Genomic DNA, 16173 nt, shown 5'->3' with positions numbered 1-16173 from the left:
AAACAAAGCAGGTAATGTATGTCTCTTGAACGGAAAAGAGGATTTCTGCGTCCGGATGAAGACGGCGCATCGGTTAAGCCTGAAAAATGGGGTCTGCCAGATTACACCTCAGAGACGCATAAAAACGCTAAAGAGACGGCGTTTAATTACGATCCAGGTTGGATACCCGATTTCGATGAACCAGTAACAGCAATACCCGTTGAATTGACCGAATCTGCCATTGAAGAGATAAAGAAAGACGCGCATCAAGAAGGCTATCATCAAGGGCAAGAAGCGGGATTTAACGCCGGGTATGAGAAAGGCAAAGAACAAGGTGTACAAGAAGGCCAAATAGAAGGGCTAGAACTTGGTAAAGCAGAAGGTATTCAAGAAGGACAAGCATTTATAAAGCAACAAGTTGACCACTTCATGGACCTAGCAAATCAGTTTGCTCAACCACTAGAGTTGATGAATGCCCAAGTAGAAAAACAGTTGGTTGACATGGTGCTGACATTAACCAAAGAGGTGGTGCGTATTGAAGTGCAAACCAACCCTCAAGTTATCTTAGACACCATTAAAGAATCGGTAGAAGCATTACCGATTTCGGGGCACGCCATAACTTTTAAGCTTAACCCAGAGGACGTCTCTATCGTTCAATCGGCCTACGGTGACGAAGAGCTTAATTGTCGCAATTGGACTTTAGCGAGCGAACCTTCGCTCAACCGAGGTGATGTCCAAATAGAAGCGGGTGAATCCAGTGTAAGTTTTAAAATGGAAGAGCGTATTCGTTCTGTTATTCACTCTTTCTGCAGTGCAAATCGCTTTCAGGGAAATGAGTAATGTTAGCGCTTGCTGAACGACTATCTAACTATAAAACTCAAGGTTTAACCACGCGAGCCATTGCCTCAGGAAAACTGGTACGAGTTGTCGGATTAACCCTAGAGGCTACCGGTTGTCGGGCACCGATAGGCAGTTTGTGTCAGGTAGAAACATTGAATGGCGTAATGGAAGCCGAAGTGGTTGGTTTTTCAGGCGAAAATCTATATTTAATGCCTAGTGAACAGATCGCCGGTATCTTACCCGGAGCCAAAGTGACCCCAATTACAACTGAAGGCGGGTTAGCGGTAGGAATGGAGTTGCTGGGTCGTGTTCTTGACGGTGTTGGCAATCCGATTGATGGGCTAGGAGAAATCTACACAGAACAGCGCGCCTCATTTACCTCTGAACCTATTAACCCACTGCTGCGAAAACCGATCACGGAACCTTTGGATGTAGGTTTAAAAGCAATAAACGGCTTATTGACGGTGGGCAAAGGGCAGCGAATTGGGCTTTTTGCCGGTTCTGGTGTGGGTAAATCTGTCACGTTAGGAATGATGACCAGAGGCACCACTGCACAGGTTGTAGTGGTTGGATTGATTGGTGAACGTGGCCGAGAAGTTAAAGAGTTTATAGAAGAAATACTTGGTGAAGATGGCCGAAGGCGTTCAGTTGTTGTCGCCGCTCCAGCTGATTCCTCACCGCTGATGCGCCTAAAAGGCTGTCAAACTGCGCTCACAATAGCGGAATACTTTCGTGATCAAGGCCTCGATGTCCTGCTCTTGATGGATTCATTGACTCGTTTTGCTCAAGCTCAAAGGGAGATCGCCCTATCTGTTGGCGAGCCGCCAGCCACAAAGGGTTACCCACCTTCTGTATTTGCTAAGTTACCTGCCTTGGTCGAAAGAGCAGGAAATGGTAGCCCTGAACAGGGTTCCATCACCGCATTCTTTACTGTTTTAACCGAAGGTGATGACCTTCAAGACCCTATTGCTGATGCCTCAAGGGCGATACTCGATGGGCATATTGTGCTGTCTAGAGAGATGGCCGACGCTGGTCATTATCCCGCTATTGATGTCGAAAAATCAGTAAGTCGTGTCATGCCTCAGATTACTGATGATGAACATATGTTGATGTCGAAAACCGTTCGCCAAATACTCTCTATTTGTCGCAAAAACCAAGATTTGGTTTCTATCGGTGCTTATAAACCAGGGACCAATCCTGCGATAGATAGCGCGTTTACTATTAAGCCGACGCTAGATCAGTATCTACAACAGAGTATGAAAGAGTCTGTCCCTTACGGTATGTGCGTGCATATGTTGCGCAACATCTTGCAATCATCGGACAATAACTGATGGAAAATGCATTAGATTTTTTGTTAGAGCAGGCCAGCGAACGCGAAAATAACGCGGTACTTGCACTCAATAAAGCGCGCTCAGAATTAGAAGACTATTACAAACAAGTTGCTCAGATCGAACGCTACCGTTTGGATTATTGCCACCAGTTGATTGACCGTGGAAAAAATGGCCTATCGGCGAGTGAATACGGGCATCTCAACCGCTTTTTGACTCAGTTGGATAACACACTTAAAAAACAACGTGAGGCAGAAGGCCACTTCAAATCTCAAGTCGATAACTGCCAAGAGCATTGGCTAGAGACAAGAAAACAGAAGCGCTCGTATGACTGGATGATAGAGAAAAAGCGCAAAGAGAAACAGAAAATAGAAAACTATCTCGAACAGAAACAGATGGACGAATTTACGACACTGCAGTATGCCCGTGGAAAGACACATTTATAAATCATAAACCAGCCATCTAAGTGGTTCTCTATTGCTTGGTCTGATTTTTGCATTTCTACTCTGTTAAGAGTGACAAGCGGCAACAAGACGTTTTGGCCATAAGTTGGAACCGAGTAACCGTTCCTTTGTAGAAAAACGCGTAAGAGACTGTTTATATGAATCAAACCTCCTTATCTGTAAGTGATGTCGGAAAAACCAGCACACGCCCGCAATCAGGCGCAAGTGACGCAATTACATCTTCTGATTCTGCTGAATCAGGAAGTTTTTTGAGTGCTCTAGGTGCTATTTTTCAATCTGAAACGGAATCGACCGAGGAAACTCAGTCGCCGAAGACTGATGCGTCAGAAGCGGAAGTGAGTGTGCAGAGTGTTGATGCGCTTATTGACGGTGACGTCGCCATTGAAGGCGAGGGTGAGGAAAGCACAAAAGCAAAGCCTGACTCAGAGAGTTCTCAATTATTATCCTCTGCTGAGAGTGATGAAGCCGTAAACAAATTGCCGCTTAGCGACACCTCGCCTGATCAAGAAAAAGTAGCAAAGACAATGAGCGAAGGCAATGAGCTTCTAGAAAGACTTGACGATTCTAGTCAGGCACTTAAAAATGAAGACGGCAAACTTTTTCCTCAGGGATCTAAAAGTGCGGAAGAAGCCCTCCATAAACCAGAAGAAGATCCGGCCTTAAGCCAATTTATAGAGAAATCGGCACCCAAAAATCAAGACGCAAAAGTGACCGGTCAATTACCGGAAAAACCATTGGTTCAGAGTGGCTCACTCGACTCGTCGTCTCAATCTATTCCCTCTCTAGAACATAACAGTCAAGAAGATAATTTGGAACGAGATCAAGTGGTCTTGATGAGCAAACAGTATCAACAGAAAGATGAAAATGCCTCTACGGATGAGGTGGTTGGTGCGAGTGGGAATCAAGGCATATCAAGTGAATTACAAAAAGAGCTTGTTCTACAAAATGAAAAGGATGCTAATCAACAACTGAAACATGGTGCAACTCAGCAATCCTTAAAGGAACAAATGGTACCTGTTGAAGGGGCAGCCGCATCTGAAGGAAAACCAATACCACAATCCACAGAAGAACTGATCTGGGGTAATACTCAAACGGATGTCGAAAAAGAAGAGGGACTTGCCACTATCGGTGTCGCTTCAGTAGGAACCGTATTGGCGAAAGCAGATAAAGCGCAAATAGAAGCTACGATGGCTCAGTTGAATCTGAGCGATGCAGATATAGAAGCGTTATCGCCAGAAGAGTTAGAATATTTAATTCAGGTAACCAATTCTAACGTGCAACCGGAGCATCTAAAAGCGTCCGCAGAGTTAGCCAAGCCAACGGCTGTTGCAACGGCCGCAGCGCAGCAGTTACATACACCACAGTATTTACAACAACATGCTGTTCAAGCACAAGCCCTAGACAAGGCACCTTTGCTCGCTCAAACACCGGTGACCGCTGCGGAGCTTAACAACGCTCAGTTGCACCAAACACAACCTTTTAATCCAACTCAGGTTATGGTTGCAAATAATGCAAACTCTCAGCAACACATGATGAAGACCGTATTGGCTACTGCCGGCGTTGCAGGAGCGATGAAATCTGGCAGCAAGAGCGACGATAAAGAGAGTGGACTGTCTCAACAACTCTCTGGGCTGGCGGCACAACAAGGATTACAACAGGCACAGCTTAAGACCGGTATTCAACAAGCGGTACAACAATCGCCATTACAACTCTCTCGTGAAGTCGCCGGAGAGAAGCTGTCAGATCAAGTGCAAATGATGCTGTCTAAAAATCTTAAAAACATTGATATTCGCCTCGACCCACCGGAATTGGGTAGAATGCAGATTAGAATGACGATGAACGGAGATGCAGCCTCAGTTCAATTTACTGTTGCAAACCAACAAGCCAGAGATATGGTGGAACAAGCGATGCCACGGTTAAGAGAGATGCTTGCTCAACAAGGTTTGCAATTGTCTGATTCATCCGTTCACCAACAAAATTCTGGTCAGCAGCAAGGGCAATATGCGTCAAATGAGTCGAATAATTCGAACGGTACGAATGGATTATTGGGAGAGAGTGGTGCAAATGTTGACGAAAGCATCAATCTTGACGTGAATATTAAATCAAAAGATGATGGAATCAGTTTTTACGCTTAATATTTTGGTATCCCCTATGGATTTATCAGTGTATAAGTCTTTGAAAATGGAATAATTTGAGATTGTTATGGCAGATGCGCAACAAGTAAACGGTGGAGATGCACCGAAAGGTAAAAGCAAAATGATGATTATCATCATTGCTGTAGTGGTATTGATTGCCGTTGGTGGAGGTGCCGCGTTCTTTTTTCTAGGCTCCGATAGTTCTGATTCGTCGAATGCTCAACTCAGCGCAAGCCAAATGGGACTACCAGAACCCGCATCTTATGTGAATATTCCGCAGGCTTTCCTCTTTAGTGCACCCGGAAAACAGCGAGATAGGTTAGTACAGATTAAAGTTCAAGTAATGGTACGTGGTATAAAAAATGAAGATCTCGCAAGACATCATTCGCCATTAATTGAAAGCACAATTTTAAACTCCTTGGCCGCAACGACAGTTGAGCAGCTTAGAACGCCGACAGGTCGAACTGAGCTACGTAACCAAGCGACGGAAAATATTCGAGCAACCATGACGGAATTAGTTGGGCAACCTGTTATCGAAAAGGTGCTATTCACTGATTTTGTAATTCAATAGGTTTCAAGTGACAGACTTATTATCCCAAGACGAAATTGATGCGCTACTGCACGGCGTTGACGATGTAGATGACGCAGAAGACGAACTGGATACGGACGTTGAAGGAACAGTCAGTTTCGACTTTTCTTCACAAGACAGAATCGTTCGTGGTCGAATGCCGACCCTGGAGCTTATCAATGAACGTTTTGCTCGCCACATGCGGGTCAGCTTATTCAATATGTTACGAAAAACGGCGGAGGTTTCGATCAACGGCGTTCAAATGATGAAGTTTGGTGAATACCAAAACACATTATACGTACCAACGAGTCTTAATATGGTTCGATTTAGACCATTAAAAGGGACGGCGTTGGTTACCATGGAAGCGCGCTTGGTTTTCATCTTGGTAGAGAACTTTTTTGGTGGCGATGGCCGGTTTCACGCTAAGATTGAAGGGCGGGAATTCACACCAACGGAACGACGAATTATTCAACTGCTGTTAAAGGTTGTCTTTGAGGACTACAAAGAGGCTTGGTCTCCAGTCATGGGGGTTGAATTTGAATACCTAGATTCCGAAGTTAACCCAAGTATGGCAAACATTGTTAGTCCGACAGAAGTTATTGTCGTCAGTTCGTTCCATATTGAAGTTGATGGTGGTGGCGGTGATTTTCATGTCGTGATGCCTTACTCTATGGTCGAGCCTATACGTGAATTACTCGATGCGGGTGTTCAGTCCGATAAGATGGAAACGGATATTCGTTGGAGCTCTGCGCTTCGAGATGAAATTATGGATGTGCCGGTTAATTTTAGGGTTAATCTGCTTGAAAAGGATATTTCATTGAGAGATCTCATGGAGTTGAGGCCTGGCGATGTTATTCCCATCGACATGCCTGAAAATGCAACTATGTTCGTGGAAGAACTGCCTACCTATCGAGTGAAGATGGGGCGTTCAAGCGAGAAACTGGCTGTACAGGTATCTGAAAAGATAAAACGACCGGATGTTGTTAAGACGGATATTGCTTTCTTAGGAAAAGATATCATGTCAGAAATTGGTAGTGCTTCGTCTGATTCGGACGACGATTAGAAAATAAGTAAATAAAATAATAGGTAGATGACAATGGAACCGAGTGACGACCAAAAACTAGCAGACGAATGGGCAGCCGCACTGGGTGAAGACCCCGCAGCGATGGGCGGTTCAAATGAAGCGGAACTCGCTCCGTTAGAAGAGCTGTCTGACCAATCAACGCCAATTTCAGAAGATGAGCGTCGTAAACTTGATACGATAATGGATATTCCGGTGACGATTTCTATGGAAGTAGGTCGCTCACAAATTAGTATCCGTAACCTTCTTCAATTGAACCAAGGCTCAGTGGTAGAGCTAGACAGAATCGCGGGAGAGTCGCTAGACGTAATGGTCAACGGTACTTTGATTGCCCATGGAGAAGTCGTCGTCGTCAATGATAAATTTGGTATTCGGTTAACCGATGTAATCAGTCAAACTGAACGAATCAAGAAACTTAGATAGTATTGTGATGAAACGAATATTATGACAATAAACAGAACGCTGGCCAGTACATTATTTTTTCTACCTTTTCCTGTACTGGCGGCGGGAGCACCACAGCTGGATTTACTAACGACATTTGGTTCTCTTGCTGTCGTTATCGCGATTATTTTTGCGTTGGCGTGGTTACTAAAAAAAATGCGTTTACCTACAATGGGAAATCAAAAAGGACTTTCCGTTGTCAGGCAAATTTCAGTAGGGACGCGGGAACGTATTGCGGTCATAAAAGTTGGGGAAGAACAGTTTCTTGTTGGTATTACCTCACAAGCCATCAATCTGATTTCTCGATTGGATAAACCCATTGATGATGAGCAAATAGAAACAAGTCAATTTGCCAGTCAATTTAGCCAGTTATTAAAAAAAAATGATAAAAAATAACGTTGTCGCTGCTGCTATAGCAGCGTTTATGTTTCTTCTATACGCACCGATTTCCGTGGCTCAAGAAGAACTTGAAACGCCCATATCAGCGAATGCTTTGGGTGCTGAGAACATCCTTGTGACTGCGCTTGAGCAAAGTAGTGGCGGGTCCAGTACGAGTGCCTCTGGTAGTGTGTCTGGCGGAACGGGTATCCCAGCGTTTACCATGACAACGAACCCTGACGGCAGTGAAGATTATTCCGTTAATCTTCAGATACTGGCGCTGATGACTATGCTCGGTTTCTTGCCGGCGATGGTCATTTTGATGACCTCATTTACCCGAATTGTCGTGGTCATGTCAATCCTTCGGCAAGCGATGGGATTGCAGCAAACTCCCTCTAATCAAGTTATCGTTGGCATCGCTATCTTTTTGACCTTTTTCATCATGTCTCCCGTTATCGACGAGGTAAATAAAACGGCGGTTCAACCTTATTTGAACGAACAAATTTCAGCACGAGAGGCATTTGATTCCGCACAGGAACCAATGAGATCTTTCATGCTTAAACAGACTCGACTCAAGGACCTTGAAACGTTCGTTAATATCTCAGGTTCTCAAGCCGAGAACCCGGAAGATGTTTCGTTGGCAGTTCTTATCCCTGCGTTTATTACTTCTGAGCTCAAGACCGCTTTCCAGATTGGCTTTATGCTATTTCTGCCATTTTTGATTATTGATTTAGTGGTTGCTTCGATACTGATGGCAATGGGTATGATGATGTTGTCACCCATGATTGTTTCATTGCCATTCAAATTGATGCTCTTTGTCTTGGTCGATGGGTGGAACCTAATTCTTTCTACCCTAGCGGGCAGTTTTGCGTTATAGCGAGGGTAACCGATGACGCCTGAAATTTTTGTTGAGATATTTCGCAGTGCATTATGGATAGTCATAATGCTTGTGTGCGCGATAATTATTCCGAGCTTGTTGATTGGTCTTATTGTGGCCGTTTTCCAAGCGGCGACCTCTATCAACGAACAGACCTTAAGCTTCCTTCCGCGCTTAATTGTTACATTGCTTGCACTGATGTTTGGTGCGCACTGGATGACACAGACCATGATTGAATTTTTCTATGAAATGGTCGAACGATTACCACAAGTGTTGTATTAGGTAACGTGATGGAATTTCCTACGGGCATAATATTAGAGTGGATAGCCAACTATTTCTGGCCTTTTAGCCGTATATCCGCGATGTTTATGGTCATGACGGTTACCGGTGCTCGTTTTGTGTCGACTCGAATTCGATTGTACCTTGCATTAGCGGTAACCCTAGCCGTGTCGCCAGCCATACCGGCGGTGACGGACACAATAGCGCTTTTTTCGCTCGAAGGTTTCCTTACCACGCTAGAACAGATCATCATTGGTGTTGCCATGGGGATGGTGACACAATTTGTCGTGCAAACATTTGTCATGCTGGGACAGATCTTAGGTATGCAATCAAGTTTGGGCTTCGCGTCAATGGTAGACCCTGCCAATGGACAGAATACCCCCGTGCTTGGTCAGATCTTTATGTTTCTTGCCATTATGTTTTTTTTAGCAACAGACGGTCATCTTAAGATGATTAATCTGGTTGTAATCAGCTTTAAAACGTTGCCAATTGGCAGTGGGTCACTGACCACGACCGATTTCAGAGAGCTTTCACTTTGGTTAGGAACGATGTTTAAGACCGCGCTTAGTATGTCGTTATCTGGCATCATCGCATTGCTTACTGTGAATCTTTCTTTCGGGGTGATGACGCGAGCAGCACCGCAGCTTAATATATTCTCATTAGGATTCGCCTTCGCTCTTATGGTCGGTCTGTTATTGTGTTGGTACATCATGCTTGGATTATATGGACATTACGAGCTTTACTGGGTAGAAGGTGAGCAACAAGTGTGTCGAATAATTCGACTAGATTGCTAAAGGAATTCAATGGCAGATTCAGACGGACAAGAAAGAACCGAAGACGCCACGCCCAAACGGCTACAACAGGCGCGTGAAAAGGGACAGATTGCACGCTCAAAAGAACTGGCTTCTGTCTCTGTGCTTGTTGTCGGTTCGGTATCTTTAATGATATTTGGTAAAACATTAGCGAAGAGCTTGTGGGCCGCGATGTCGCGTTTTTTTACACTAAGTCGCGATGAAATATTCGATGTTAGTAAGTTATTTGATATCGCTTCTGGCGCCATTGGCCAATTAATTCTTCCTCTTTTGATGATTCTGATTACTCTTTTTGTTGCGGCTGTAGTGGGTACAACAGGTATTGGTGGGATAAACTTCTCGGTAGAAGCTGCGATGCCTAAAATGTCTAAGATGAATCCATTAAGTGGTATCAAGCGTATGTTCGGCTTGCAAAGTTGGGTTGAGCTGCTTAAATCCATCTTGAAAGTGGCACTAGTAGCAGGCATGGCTTTTTACCTCATCAATGCATCTAAGGTCGATCTTTTTCAATTAAGTACCGATGTTTATCCACAAAACATCTATCACTCGTTAGAGACTCTTCTTAACTTCGTTTTGTTAATAAGTTGCACGTTGCTCATTGTCGTCGCTATTGATATTCCTTTTCAGATCTGGCAACACGCGAATCAATTGAAAATGACAAAACAGGAGATCAAAGACGAGTATAAAGAAACGGAGGGGAAACCCGAGGTCAAAGGTCGTATTAGAATGCTGCAAAGAGAAGCGGCACAGCGTCGAATGATGTCTGATGTACCTACCGCCGATGTTATTGTGACCAATCCAGAGCACTTTTCAGTCGCACTTAGGTACAACACGACAACAGATAAAGCCCCTATCGTCGTGGCGAAAGGGATAGATCATATGGCTCTCAAAATCAGAGAGGTAGCACGTGAGCATGATATCTACATTATTCCTGCACCACCTTTAGCTCGAGCGCTCTATCATTCAACCGAACTGGAACAGCAGATCCCCGATGGGTTGTTTACTGCAGTAGCCCAAGTCTTAGCCTATGTATTTCAATTGAAACAGTTTAGGAAACGCGGTGGACAAAAACCGACACTCAAGGGCGAAAATATGCCAATTCCACCGGACTATCGACACTAGATTTTACTCGTGTCTTAGGTTTTATCCTTGGAGTCAGTTTTTTGACTTATTCCCATGGACTAATAATTGCATAGTAACAGCAACATGTTGATTTATTTCCCTTTCAATCAAAATTGAAGCCTTGCTATCTATGAAATTTAACCTGCCATTTTCTGAAAGAATGCCTTCTATCCCGATGAGAGCTATTCCGGCCATTGGGGCGCCGATCATCGTTCTTTCTACGTTGGGAATGGTCGTACTTCCAGTACCGCCATTTTTACTCGATCTGTTTTTTACTTTCAATATCGCGCTGTCTTTGGTGGTTTTACTGGTTACCATTTACACTCGAAGGCCTCTTGATTTTGCTGCCTTCCCAACGGTTTTGTTAGTCGCAACTTTACTTCGCTTAGCACTGAACGTGGCCTCCACCCGAGTGGTTTTACTCTATGGACATGAAGGAGGAGATGCGGCAGGTAGTGTTATCGAAGCCTTTGGTAGTGTCGTTATTGGAGGTAACTATGCGGTTGGTCTCATCGTATTCCTTATCTTAATGATCATTAACTTTATGGTTGTGACAAAAGGTGCAGGACGTATTTCTGAAGTAAGTGCTCGCTTTACCTTGGACGCTTTGCCCGGCAAGCAAATGGCAATCGATGCAGATTTAAATGCAGGCTTGATTGATCAAGAGGCCGCAAGGACTCGTCGTTTTGAAGTGACCAAAGAAGCCGATTTTTACGGTTCGATGGACGGTGCATCCAAATTTGTTAAAGGGGATGCAATAGCCGGTATTTTAATCCTATTTATTAACATCATCGGTGGTCTATTCATCGGTATGTTGCAATTTGATTTGTCTTTCCAAGACGCAATTAAAATCTACACACTGTTAACTATTGGTGATGGCTTGGTTGCTCAAATACCGTCATTATTGTTATCCATTGGTGCTGCTATCATGGTGACTCGTCAAAATACCGATGAGGATATGGGTGAAGTGATGGTGTTCCAGCTGTTTGATAACCCAAAAGCCCTAACCATCACCGCCATCATTATGGGTGTGATGGGCGTGGTTCCAGGCATGCCTCATTTCTCATTTTTACTGTTAAGCTCATTAGCGGTTGGAGCGGTATATTATCAAAAGCGTAAACAGAAAAAAGCAGCAGAGAAGCCTAATTTACCCGTCACTAAAGATCCAGAGAGTACGGCACTTAAAGAGCTGTCTTGGGATGATGTGCAACCTGTAGATATCATTGGGTTAGAGGTTGGATATCGGCTTATTCCCATGGTGGATAAAGAGCAAGGCGGTGAATTACTTGATAGGGTTAAAGGGGTCCGTAAGAAGCTTTCCCAAGACTTTGGTTTCCTTGTCCCCGCAGTACATATACGCGATAACCTTGAATTAACACCAAATAGTTACCGGATCACGTTGATGGGTGTCGCGGTCGGTGAAGCCGAGATTCGTCCTGACCAAGAGCTGGCGATAAATCCAGGTCAAGTCTATGGAATGGTTGAGGGTGAGCCAACAGTGGACCCAGCCTTTGGGTTGGAGGCGGTTTGGATTAAAGATGATCGACGAGAGCATGCTCAAGCACTCGGTTACACAGTGGTTGACTCTGCAACGGTACTGGCGACGCATTTGAGTCAATTATTAACCAATAATGCCTCACAATTAATAGGTCATGAGGAAGTTCAGAACTTGCTTGAGATGCTTGGGCGATCAACACCGAAACTGGTCGAAGGGTTTGTACCTGATCAGCTGCCACTAGGTATTGTTGTGAAGGTGCTCCAGAATCTGCTTAACGAAGCCATCCCTATCAGAGATGTTCGAACTATCGTTCAAACCATGTCTGAGTATGCGAGCAAGAGTCAAGAACCTGACATATTAACGGCCGCGGTTCGGATTGCACTAAAACGACTTATAGTTCAAGAAATCAATGGTATAGAGCCAGAATTACCTGTAATTACCCTTATTCCTGAATTGGAACAAATATTGCATCAAACTATGCAGGCGTCGGGTGGTGAATCCACCGGAATTGAGCCAGGGTTAGCTGAACGGCTTCAGTCCTCGCTAAGTCAAGCAACACAAGAACAAGAATTGAAAGGTGAGCCTGCGGTATTGCTTACATCAGGTGTGTTAAGAACGACATTGGCGAAGTTTGTTAAGAACACTATTCCTAATCTTAGAGTGCTATCGTATCAAGAAATTCCGGATGAGAAGCAGATTAGGATAGTACAAGCAGTGGGTAACTAAAACTGCACAGCCTGACCAAACTACATACGAGCTACGCCAATAAACCTTGGACGAATACATTGAAGATAAAACGATTTTTTGCCAAAGATATGAGACTAGCTCTTCTTCAAGTGAAAGAAGAACTTGGGTCTGAAGCTGTCATCATGTCTAACAAAAAGGTGGCCGGTGGAGTAGAGATCGTTGCCGCTATCGATGGAGAACCCGTTGAAAGAACCACTCATCAAAGTCCTTCCCGTGTTCAGTCACGTTATGATGGGGGCTCAGCTAAGGTAGATGAGCGTCAGTATAGCCGAGACCTACAAGAGGATCGTGTGAGTTTACAGGCCAACACGCATTCAGGTTCGACGACGAAACGTTTCGCCAATATGCTTAAGCAATATAGCAGTAACGAAGAAGAGAGTGGCACCAGAACGACAGAGGCTGATTCGCTCTCTGCCTTATTGAAGCGTCAATCCAATCCACAGCAATCGTCTCAGTCTCAAGCTCACCGAGGCGCAATCTCCTCTTCATTGGCACAAGATTCAGGGTTGGCGAAGCTAATTTCAGATGATACGAGAAACCCTAGACCGACGCCAAAGCTTGATCCTACGCGATATGACCGTAGTCGAGGTCCGTCGGGGCCAGAAGCCGAAACGAATCAAGAACTGAATTTAATGCGTGACGAGATGATGTCCATTCGTCGTCTTTTAGAGCATCAGGTCTCTGGGCTTATGTGGCAAGAAGTTGAGCGAAGAGAACCGCTAAGAGCTATGCTTATTAAACGCCTAGAAAGGATGGGGTTATCCTCTGATTTAGCCGATCAACTTGCTTGCTATATTTCGGAAGATACACCACCAGCTCAAGCATGGAAGGAGCTGCTGTCTCTGGTTTCTGATCAAGTTGTTGTTACAAAAACAGACATACTCAAACGTGGTGGTGTTGTTGCGCTACTCGGTCCTACTGGCGTAGGGAAAACGACCACAATAGCAAAATTGGCAGCAAGAGCCGCAATGGAATACGGAGCAGACAATGTCGCTTTAGTGACAACCGACACTTTTAGGATTGGTGCTCATGAACAGCTTGCTATTTATGGTAGAATTATGGGATGTCCTGTAAAAATAGCTAAAGATTCCGAGGAGTTGGCCGAAGCAATTTATCAATTACGTAATCGTAGATTGGTATTGGTTGATACGGCTGGAATGGGTCAACGAGATGTACGATTGACAGAACAATTGGATACGTTGATGCAGGATAGCGGTTCAGTGATAAATAGTTATTTGGTGCTACCTGCGACTGCACAACGAAGAGTATTACAAGAGACCATTGATCACTTCAAACGTATACCTCTATCCGGGTGTATCCTGACTAAGATCGATGAATCTTTAAGTTTAGGCGAATTTATAAGCGTTATAGTCCAGAACTCACTACCAGTAGCTTATGTGGCTAATGGTCAAAGGGTACCGGAAGACATAGTGATTGCTCAGCCGAAGTATCTGGTTGCAAAAGCCAACGAGTTACTTGAGAAATCAACTGAAGATGAACCCCACTACTGGACCAGTGAAACTGATGGATTCTAAGTGACGATAGATTATGACAGATAATAATATGCACGACCAAGCAAGCGGCTTGCGCAGACTCACTCAGCCAAGTTTAACTAAAGTAATTTCGGTCACAGGCGGTAAAGGTGGGGTCGGTAAGTCAAATGTCACGTTAAGTTTGGCAATATGTATGGCTCGTCAAGGAAAGAAAGTCATGGTTTTAGATGCTGACCTCGGGTTGGCAAATGTCGATATCATGCTTGGACTAAGAGTGAAGCGTAACTTAGGTCATGTTTTGGCGGGTGAATGTGAGCTAAAAGACGCCATGGTTGAAGGTCCCCACGGCATTAAGATAATTCCTGCAACTTCTGGCACACAAAGTATGACTGAATTAAGCCACGCACAACATGCCGGTTTAATACGCGCTTTTGGTTCTTTAGAAGAAGAAGTCGATGTATTATTAGTGGATACTGCCGCCGGTATTTCCGATATGGTGGTTAGTTTTTCGCGTGCGGCTCAAGATGTCCTCGTTGTTGTTTGTGATGAACCGACTTCCATTACCGATGCCTATGCTCTGATCAAATTACTCAGTCGTGAACATGGCGTACAGAGATTTAAAATTGTTGCAAATATGGTCAGGAGCTATCGAGAAGGGCGAGAATTGTTTGCAAAGTTGACCATGGTCACAGAACGCTTCTTGAATGTTAGCATTGAGCTCGTCGCATGTGTTCCTTTAGATGATAAAGTACGACAGTCCGTAAAGAGACAAAGAATTGTTGTTGATGCATATCCGCGCTCGCCAGCTGCTTTAGCATTGAGCTCATTAGCGAATAAAGCATTAACATGGCCGATACCAAAAACACCTAGTGGGCATTTGGAGTTTTTTGTGGAAAGATTATTGAATAAACCAGAACCTTTAGAGGAATCACTTAGTGAATAAGGCGCTAACCTATGACCAATATGCAAATGTAGATAGCCAAAAATCATTTTTGGAGAAGTACTCGAATTTGGTCAAACGTATCGCGCACCACCTTATGGGACGTCTACCACCTAGTGTTCAGGTTGACGACTTAATTCAAGCAGGAATGATTGGCCTTCTAGAAGCTCAGCAAAACTACGATAATTCAAAAGGTGCAAGTTTCGAAACCTACGCCGGAATACGAATTCGTGGCTCTATGCTAGATGAAGTACGCAAAGGAGATTGGGTCCCTCGTTCGGTCCATCGAAATAATCGAACGATTAGCCAAGCAATAAATGAATTAGAGGCTCAACTTTCTCGAGACCCTGCCGATATAGAAATTGCTAAGCACTTAAACATGACGATAGAGCAATATCATTCCGCTCTATCAGACATAAGTTGTTCGCGCTTAGTAGGTATAGAGGATTTAGGTGTTTCAGAAGACGTTATCTCTACTCATGAAGATTCTTACTCGAATACACCGTTTCAAGGTGTTGCCGACGAGCATTTTCGTAATGCTTTGATCGAATCGATCAAAACATTACCCGAAAGAGAAGCATTGGTTCTTTCTCTTTATTATGATGAAGAACTAAACCTAAAAGAAATTGGAGAAGTACTGGGTGTCAGCGAATCTCGCGTCAGTCAAATACATAGCCAATCGATGCAACGTTTACGCGCCAAATTAAGCGAGTGGACACGAGAAGACTAATACACTGAATTGAACCTCAGTGGAGGTAATTTTGAATAAAAACATGAAGATCCTGATTGTTGATGATTTTTCAACAATGCGCCGTATAGTTAAAAACCTTTTACGTGATTTGGGTTTCAATAATACCCAAGAAGCCGATGATGGTTTGACCGCGCTACCAATGCTGAAAAAAGGTGAGTTTGACTTTGTGGTGACTGATTGGAATATGCCAGGCATGCAAGGTATCGATCTGCTTAAGAATATTCGAGCTGATGCGGGACTCAAACATTTACCCGTTTTGATGATCACTGCAGAAGCGAAACGCGAACAGATTATTGAAGCTGCTCAAGCAGGTGTAAATGGTTACATTGTTAAGCCATTTACTGCCGCTACTCTAAAAGAGAAGCTAGATAAAATCTTTGAGCGTTTATAAGTCGTTATACGCAAATAACCAATAATAAATCGCGTAGAAAGGACTTTCA

The 16173-nt window shown here is 44.1% G+C and carries 17 protein-coding genes; all 17 read left to right on the top strand.

Translation table 11 applies throughout. The features are described from left to right. The first annotated feature begins 18 nt into the window (after positions 1 to 18). The 17 genes from fliH to cheY all read left to right on the top strand — a co-directional run bounded on the left by fliH (position 19) and on the right by cheY (position 16124). Positions 19 to 819: a flagellar assembly protein FliH gene (gene fliH, locus IUZ65_RS12000; RefSeq protein ID WP_195703956.1), complete on the top strand. Its 801-nt coding sequence runs from the start codon at positions 19 to 21 to the stop codon at positions 817 to 819. Continuing rightward, the gene (fliI, locus tag IUZ65_RS11995; protein WP_195703955.1) at positions 819 to 2150 is read left to right on the top strand and encodes a flagellar protein export ATPase FliI; all 1332 of its coding nucleotides are present in this window, start codon (positions 819 to 821) and stop codon (positions 2148 to 2150) included. Before fliH ends, fliI begins: the two co-directional genes overlap by 1 nt. Next, the gene (gene fliJ / locus IUZ65_RS11990; RefSeq protein ID WP_195703954.1) at positions 2150 to 2593 is read left to right on the top strand and encodes a flagellar export protein FliJ; all 444 of its coding nucleotides are present in this window, start codon (positions 2150 to 2152) and stop codon (positions 2591 to 2593) included. The genes fliI and fliJ overlap by 1 nt, the downstream gene beginning before the upstream one ends. Before the next feature lie 155 nt (positions 2594 to 2748). Beyond that, the gene (locus tag IUZ65_RS11985) at positions 2749 to 4746 is read left to right on the top strand and encodes a flagellar hook-length control protein FliK (protein ID WP_195703953.1); all 1998 of its coding nucleotides are present in this window, start codon (positions 2749 to 2751) and stop codon (positions 4744 to 4746) included. A 67-nt stretch (positions 4747 to 4813) separates the two neighbouring features. Then, positions 4814 to 5317 (top strand): flagellar basal body-associated protein FliL, encoded by a 504-nt coding sequence (gene fliL / locus IUZ65_RS11980; protein ID WP_195703952.1) that lies wholly within the window; start codon positions 4814 to 4816, stop codon positions 5315 to 5317. A gap of 7 nt (positions 5318 to 5324) precedes the next feature. Next, positions 5325 to 6377 carry a flagellar motor switch protein FliM gene (fliM, locus tag IUZ65_RS11975; RefSeq protein WP_195703951.1) on the top strand — a complete coding sequence of 351 codons (1053 nt, stop codon included), beginning with the start codon at positions 5325 to 5327 and terminating at the stop codon, positions 6375 to 6377. A 33-nt stretch (positions 6378 to 6410) separates the two neighbouring features. Further along, entirely contained in the window at positions 6411 to 6818 is a 408-nt protein-coding gene (gene fliN, locus IUZ65_RS11970; RefSeq protein WP_195703950.1) for a flagellar motor switch protein FliN, read from the top strand. 21 nt (positions 6819 to 6839) lie between these two features. Beyond that, positions 6840 to 7232, top strand: coding sequence for a flagellar biosynthetic protein FliO (gene fliO / locus IUZ65_RS11965; RefSeq protein ID WP_195703949.1), 393 nt, complete (start codon positions 6840 to 6842; stop codon positions 7230 to 7232). Between the two features lie 28 nt (positions 7233 to 7260). Then, entirely contained in the window at positions 7261 to 8091 is an 831-nt protein-coding gene (fliP, locus tag IUZ65_RS11960; RefSeq protein ID WP_443083741.1) for a flagellar type III secretion system pore protein FliP, read from the top strand. A gap of 12 nt (positions 8092 to 8103) precedes the next feature. Next, positions 8104 to 8373 carry a flagellar biosynthesis protein FliQ gene (fliQ, locus tag IUZ65_RS11955; RefSeq protein WP_195703947.1) on the top strand — a complete coding sequence of 90 codons (270 nt, stop codon included), beginning with the start codon at positions 8104 to 8106 and terminating at the stop codon, positions 8371 to 8373. Between the two features lie 8 nt (positions 8374 to 8381). Beyond that, the gene (gene fliR / locus IUZ65_RS11950; protein WP_195703946.1) at positions 8382 to 9164 is read left to right on the top strand and encodes a flagellar biosynthetic protein FliR; all 783 of its coding nucleotides are present in this window, start codon (positions 8382 to 8384) and stop codon (positions 9162 to 9164) included. A gap of 9 nt (positions 9165 to 9173) precedes the next feature. After that, the gene (gene flhB / locus IUZ65_RS11945; protein WP_195703945.1) at positions 9174 to 10304 is read left to right on the top strand and encodes a flagellar biosynthesis protein FlhB; all 1131 of its coding nucleotides are present in this window, start codon (positions 9174 to 9176) and stop codon (positions 10302 to 10304) included. Between the two features lie 130 nt (positions 10305 to 10434). Next, entirely contained in the window at positions 10435 to 12528 is a 2094-nt protein-coding gene (gene flhA, locus IUZ65_RS11940; RefSeq protein WP_195703944.1) for a flagellar biosynthesis protein FlhA, read from the top strand. Positions 12529 to 12587: 59 nt separating this feature from the next. Further along, positions 12588 to 14084, top strand: a complete 1497-nt coding sequence (gene flhF / locus IUZ65_RS11935; RefSeq protein WP_195703943.1) for a flagellar biosynthesis protein FlhF — start codon at positions 12588 to 12590, stop codon at positions 14082 to 14084. Positions 14085 to 14097: 13 nt separating this feature from the next. Then, entirely contained in the window at positions 14098 to 14985 is an 888-nt protein-coding gene (locus IUZ65_RS11930) for a MinD/ParA family protein (protein ID WP_195703942.1), read from the top strand. Then, entirely contained in the window at positions 14978 to 15712 is a 735-nt protein-coding gene (locus IUZ65_RS11925; RefSeq protein ID WP_195703941.1) for an RNA polymerase sigma factor FliA, read from the top strand. The genes IUZ65_RS11930 and IUZ65_RS11925 overlap by 8 nt, the downstream gene beginning before the upstream one ends. A gap of 43 nt (positions 15713 to 15755) precedes the next feature. Next, on the top strand, positions 15756 to 16124 hold the full coding sequence (gene cheY / locus IUZ65_RS11920; RefSeq protein WP_195705097.1) for a chemotaxis response regulator CheY: 369 nt from the start codon (positions 15756 to 15758) through the stop codon (positions 16122 to 16124). The last annotated feature ends 49 nt before the right edge of the window (positions 16125 to 16173 follow it).

Source organism: Vibrio sp. VB16, assembly GCF_015594925.2.
In the GTDB taxonomy this organism is placed as follows: Bacteria; Pseudomonadota; Gammaproteobacteria; order Enterobacterales; family Vibrionaceae; genus Vibrio.
The sequence above is the reverse complement of the archived record's forward strand: the minus strand, read 5'-3'. Positions and strand labels throughout refer to the sequence as shown.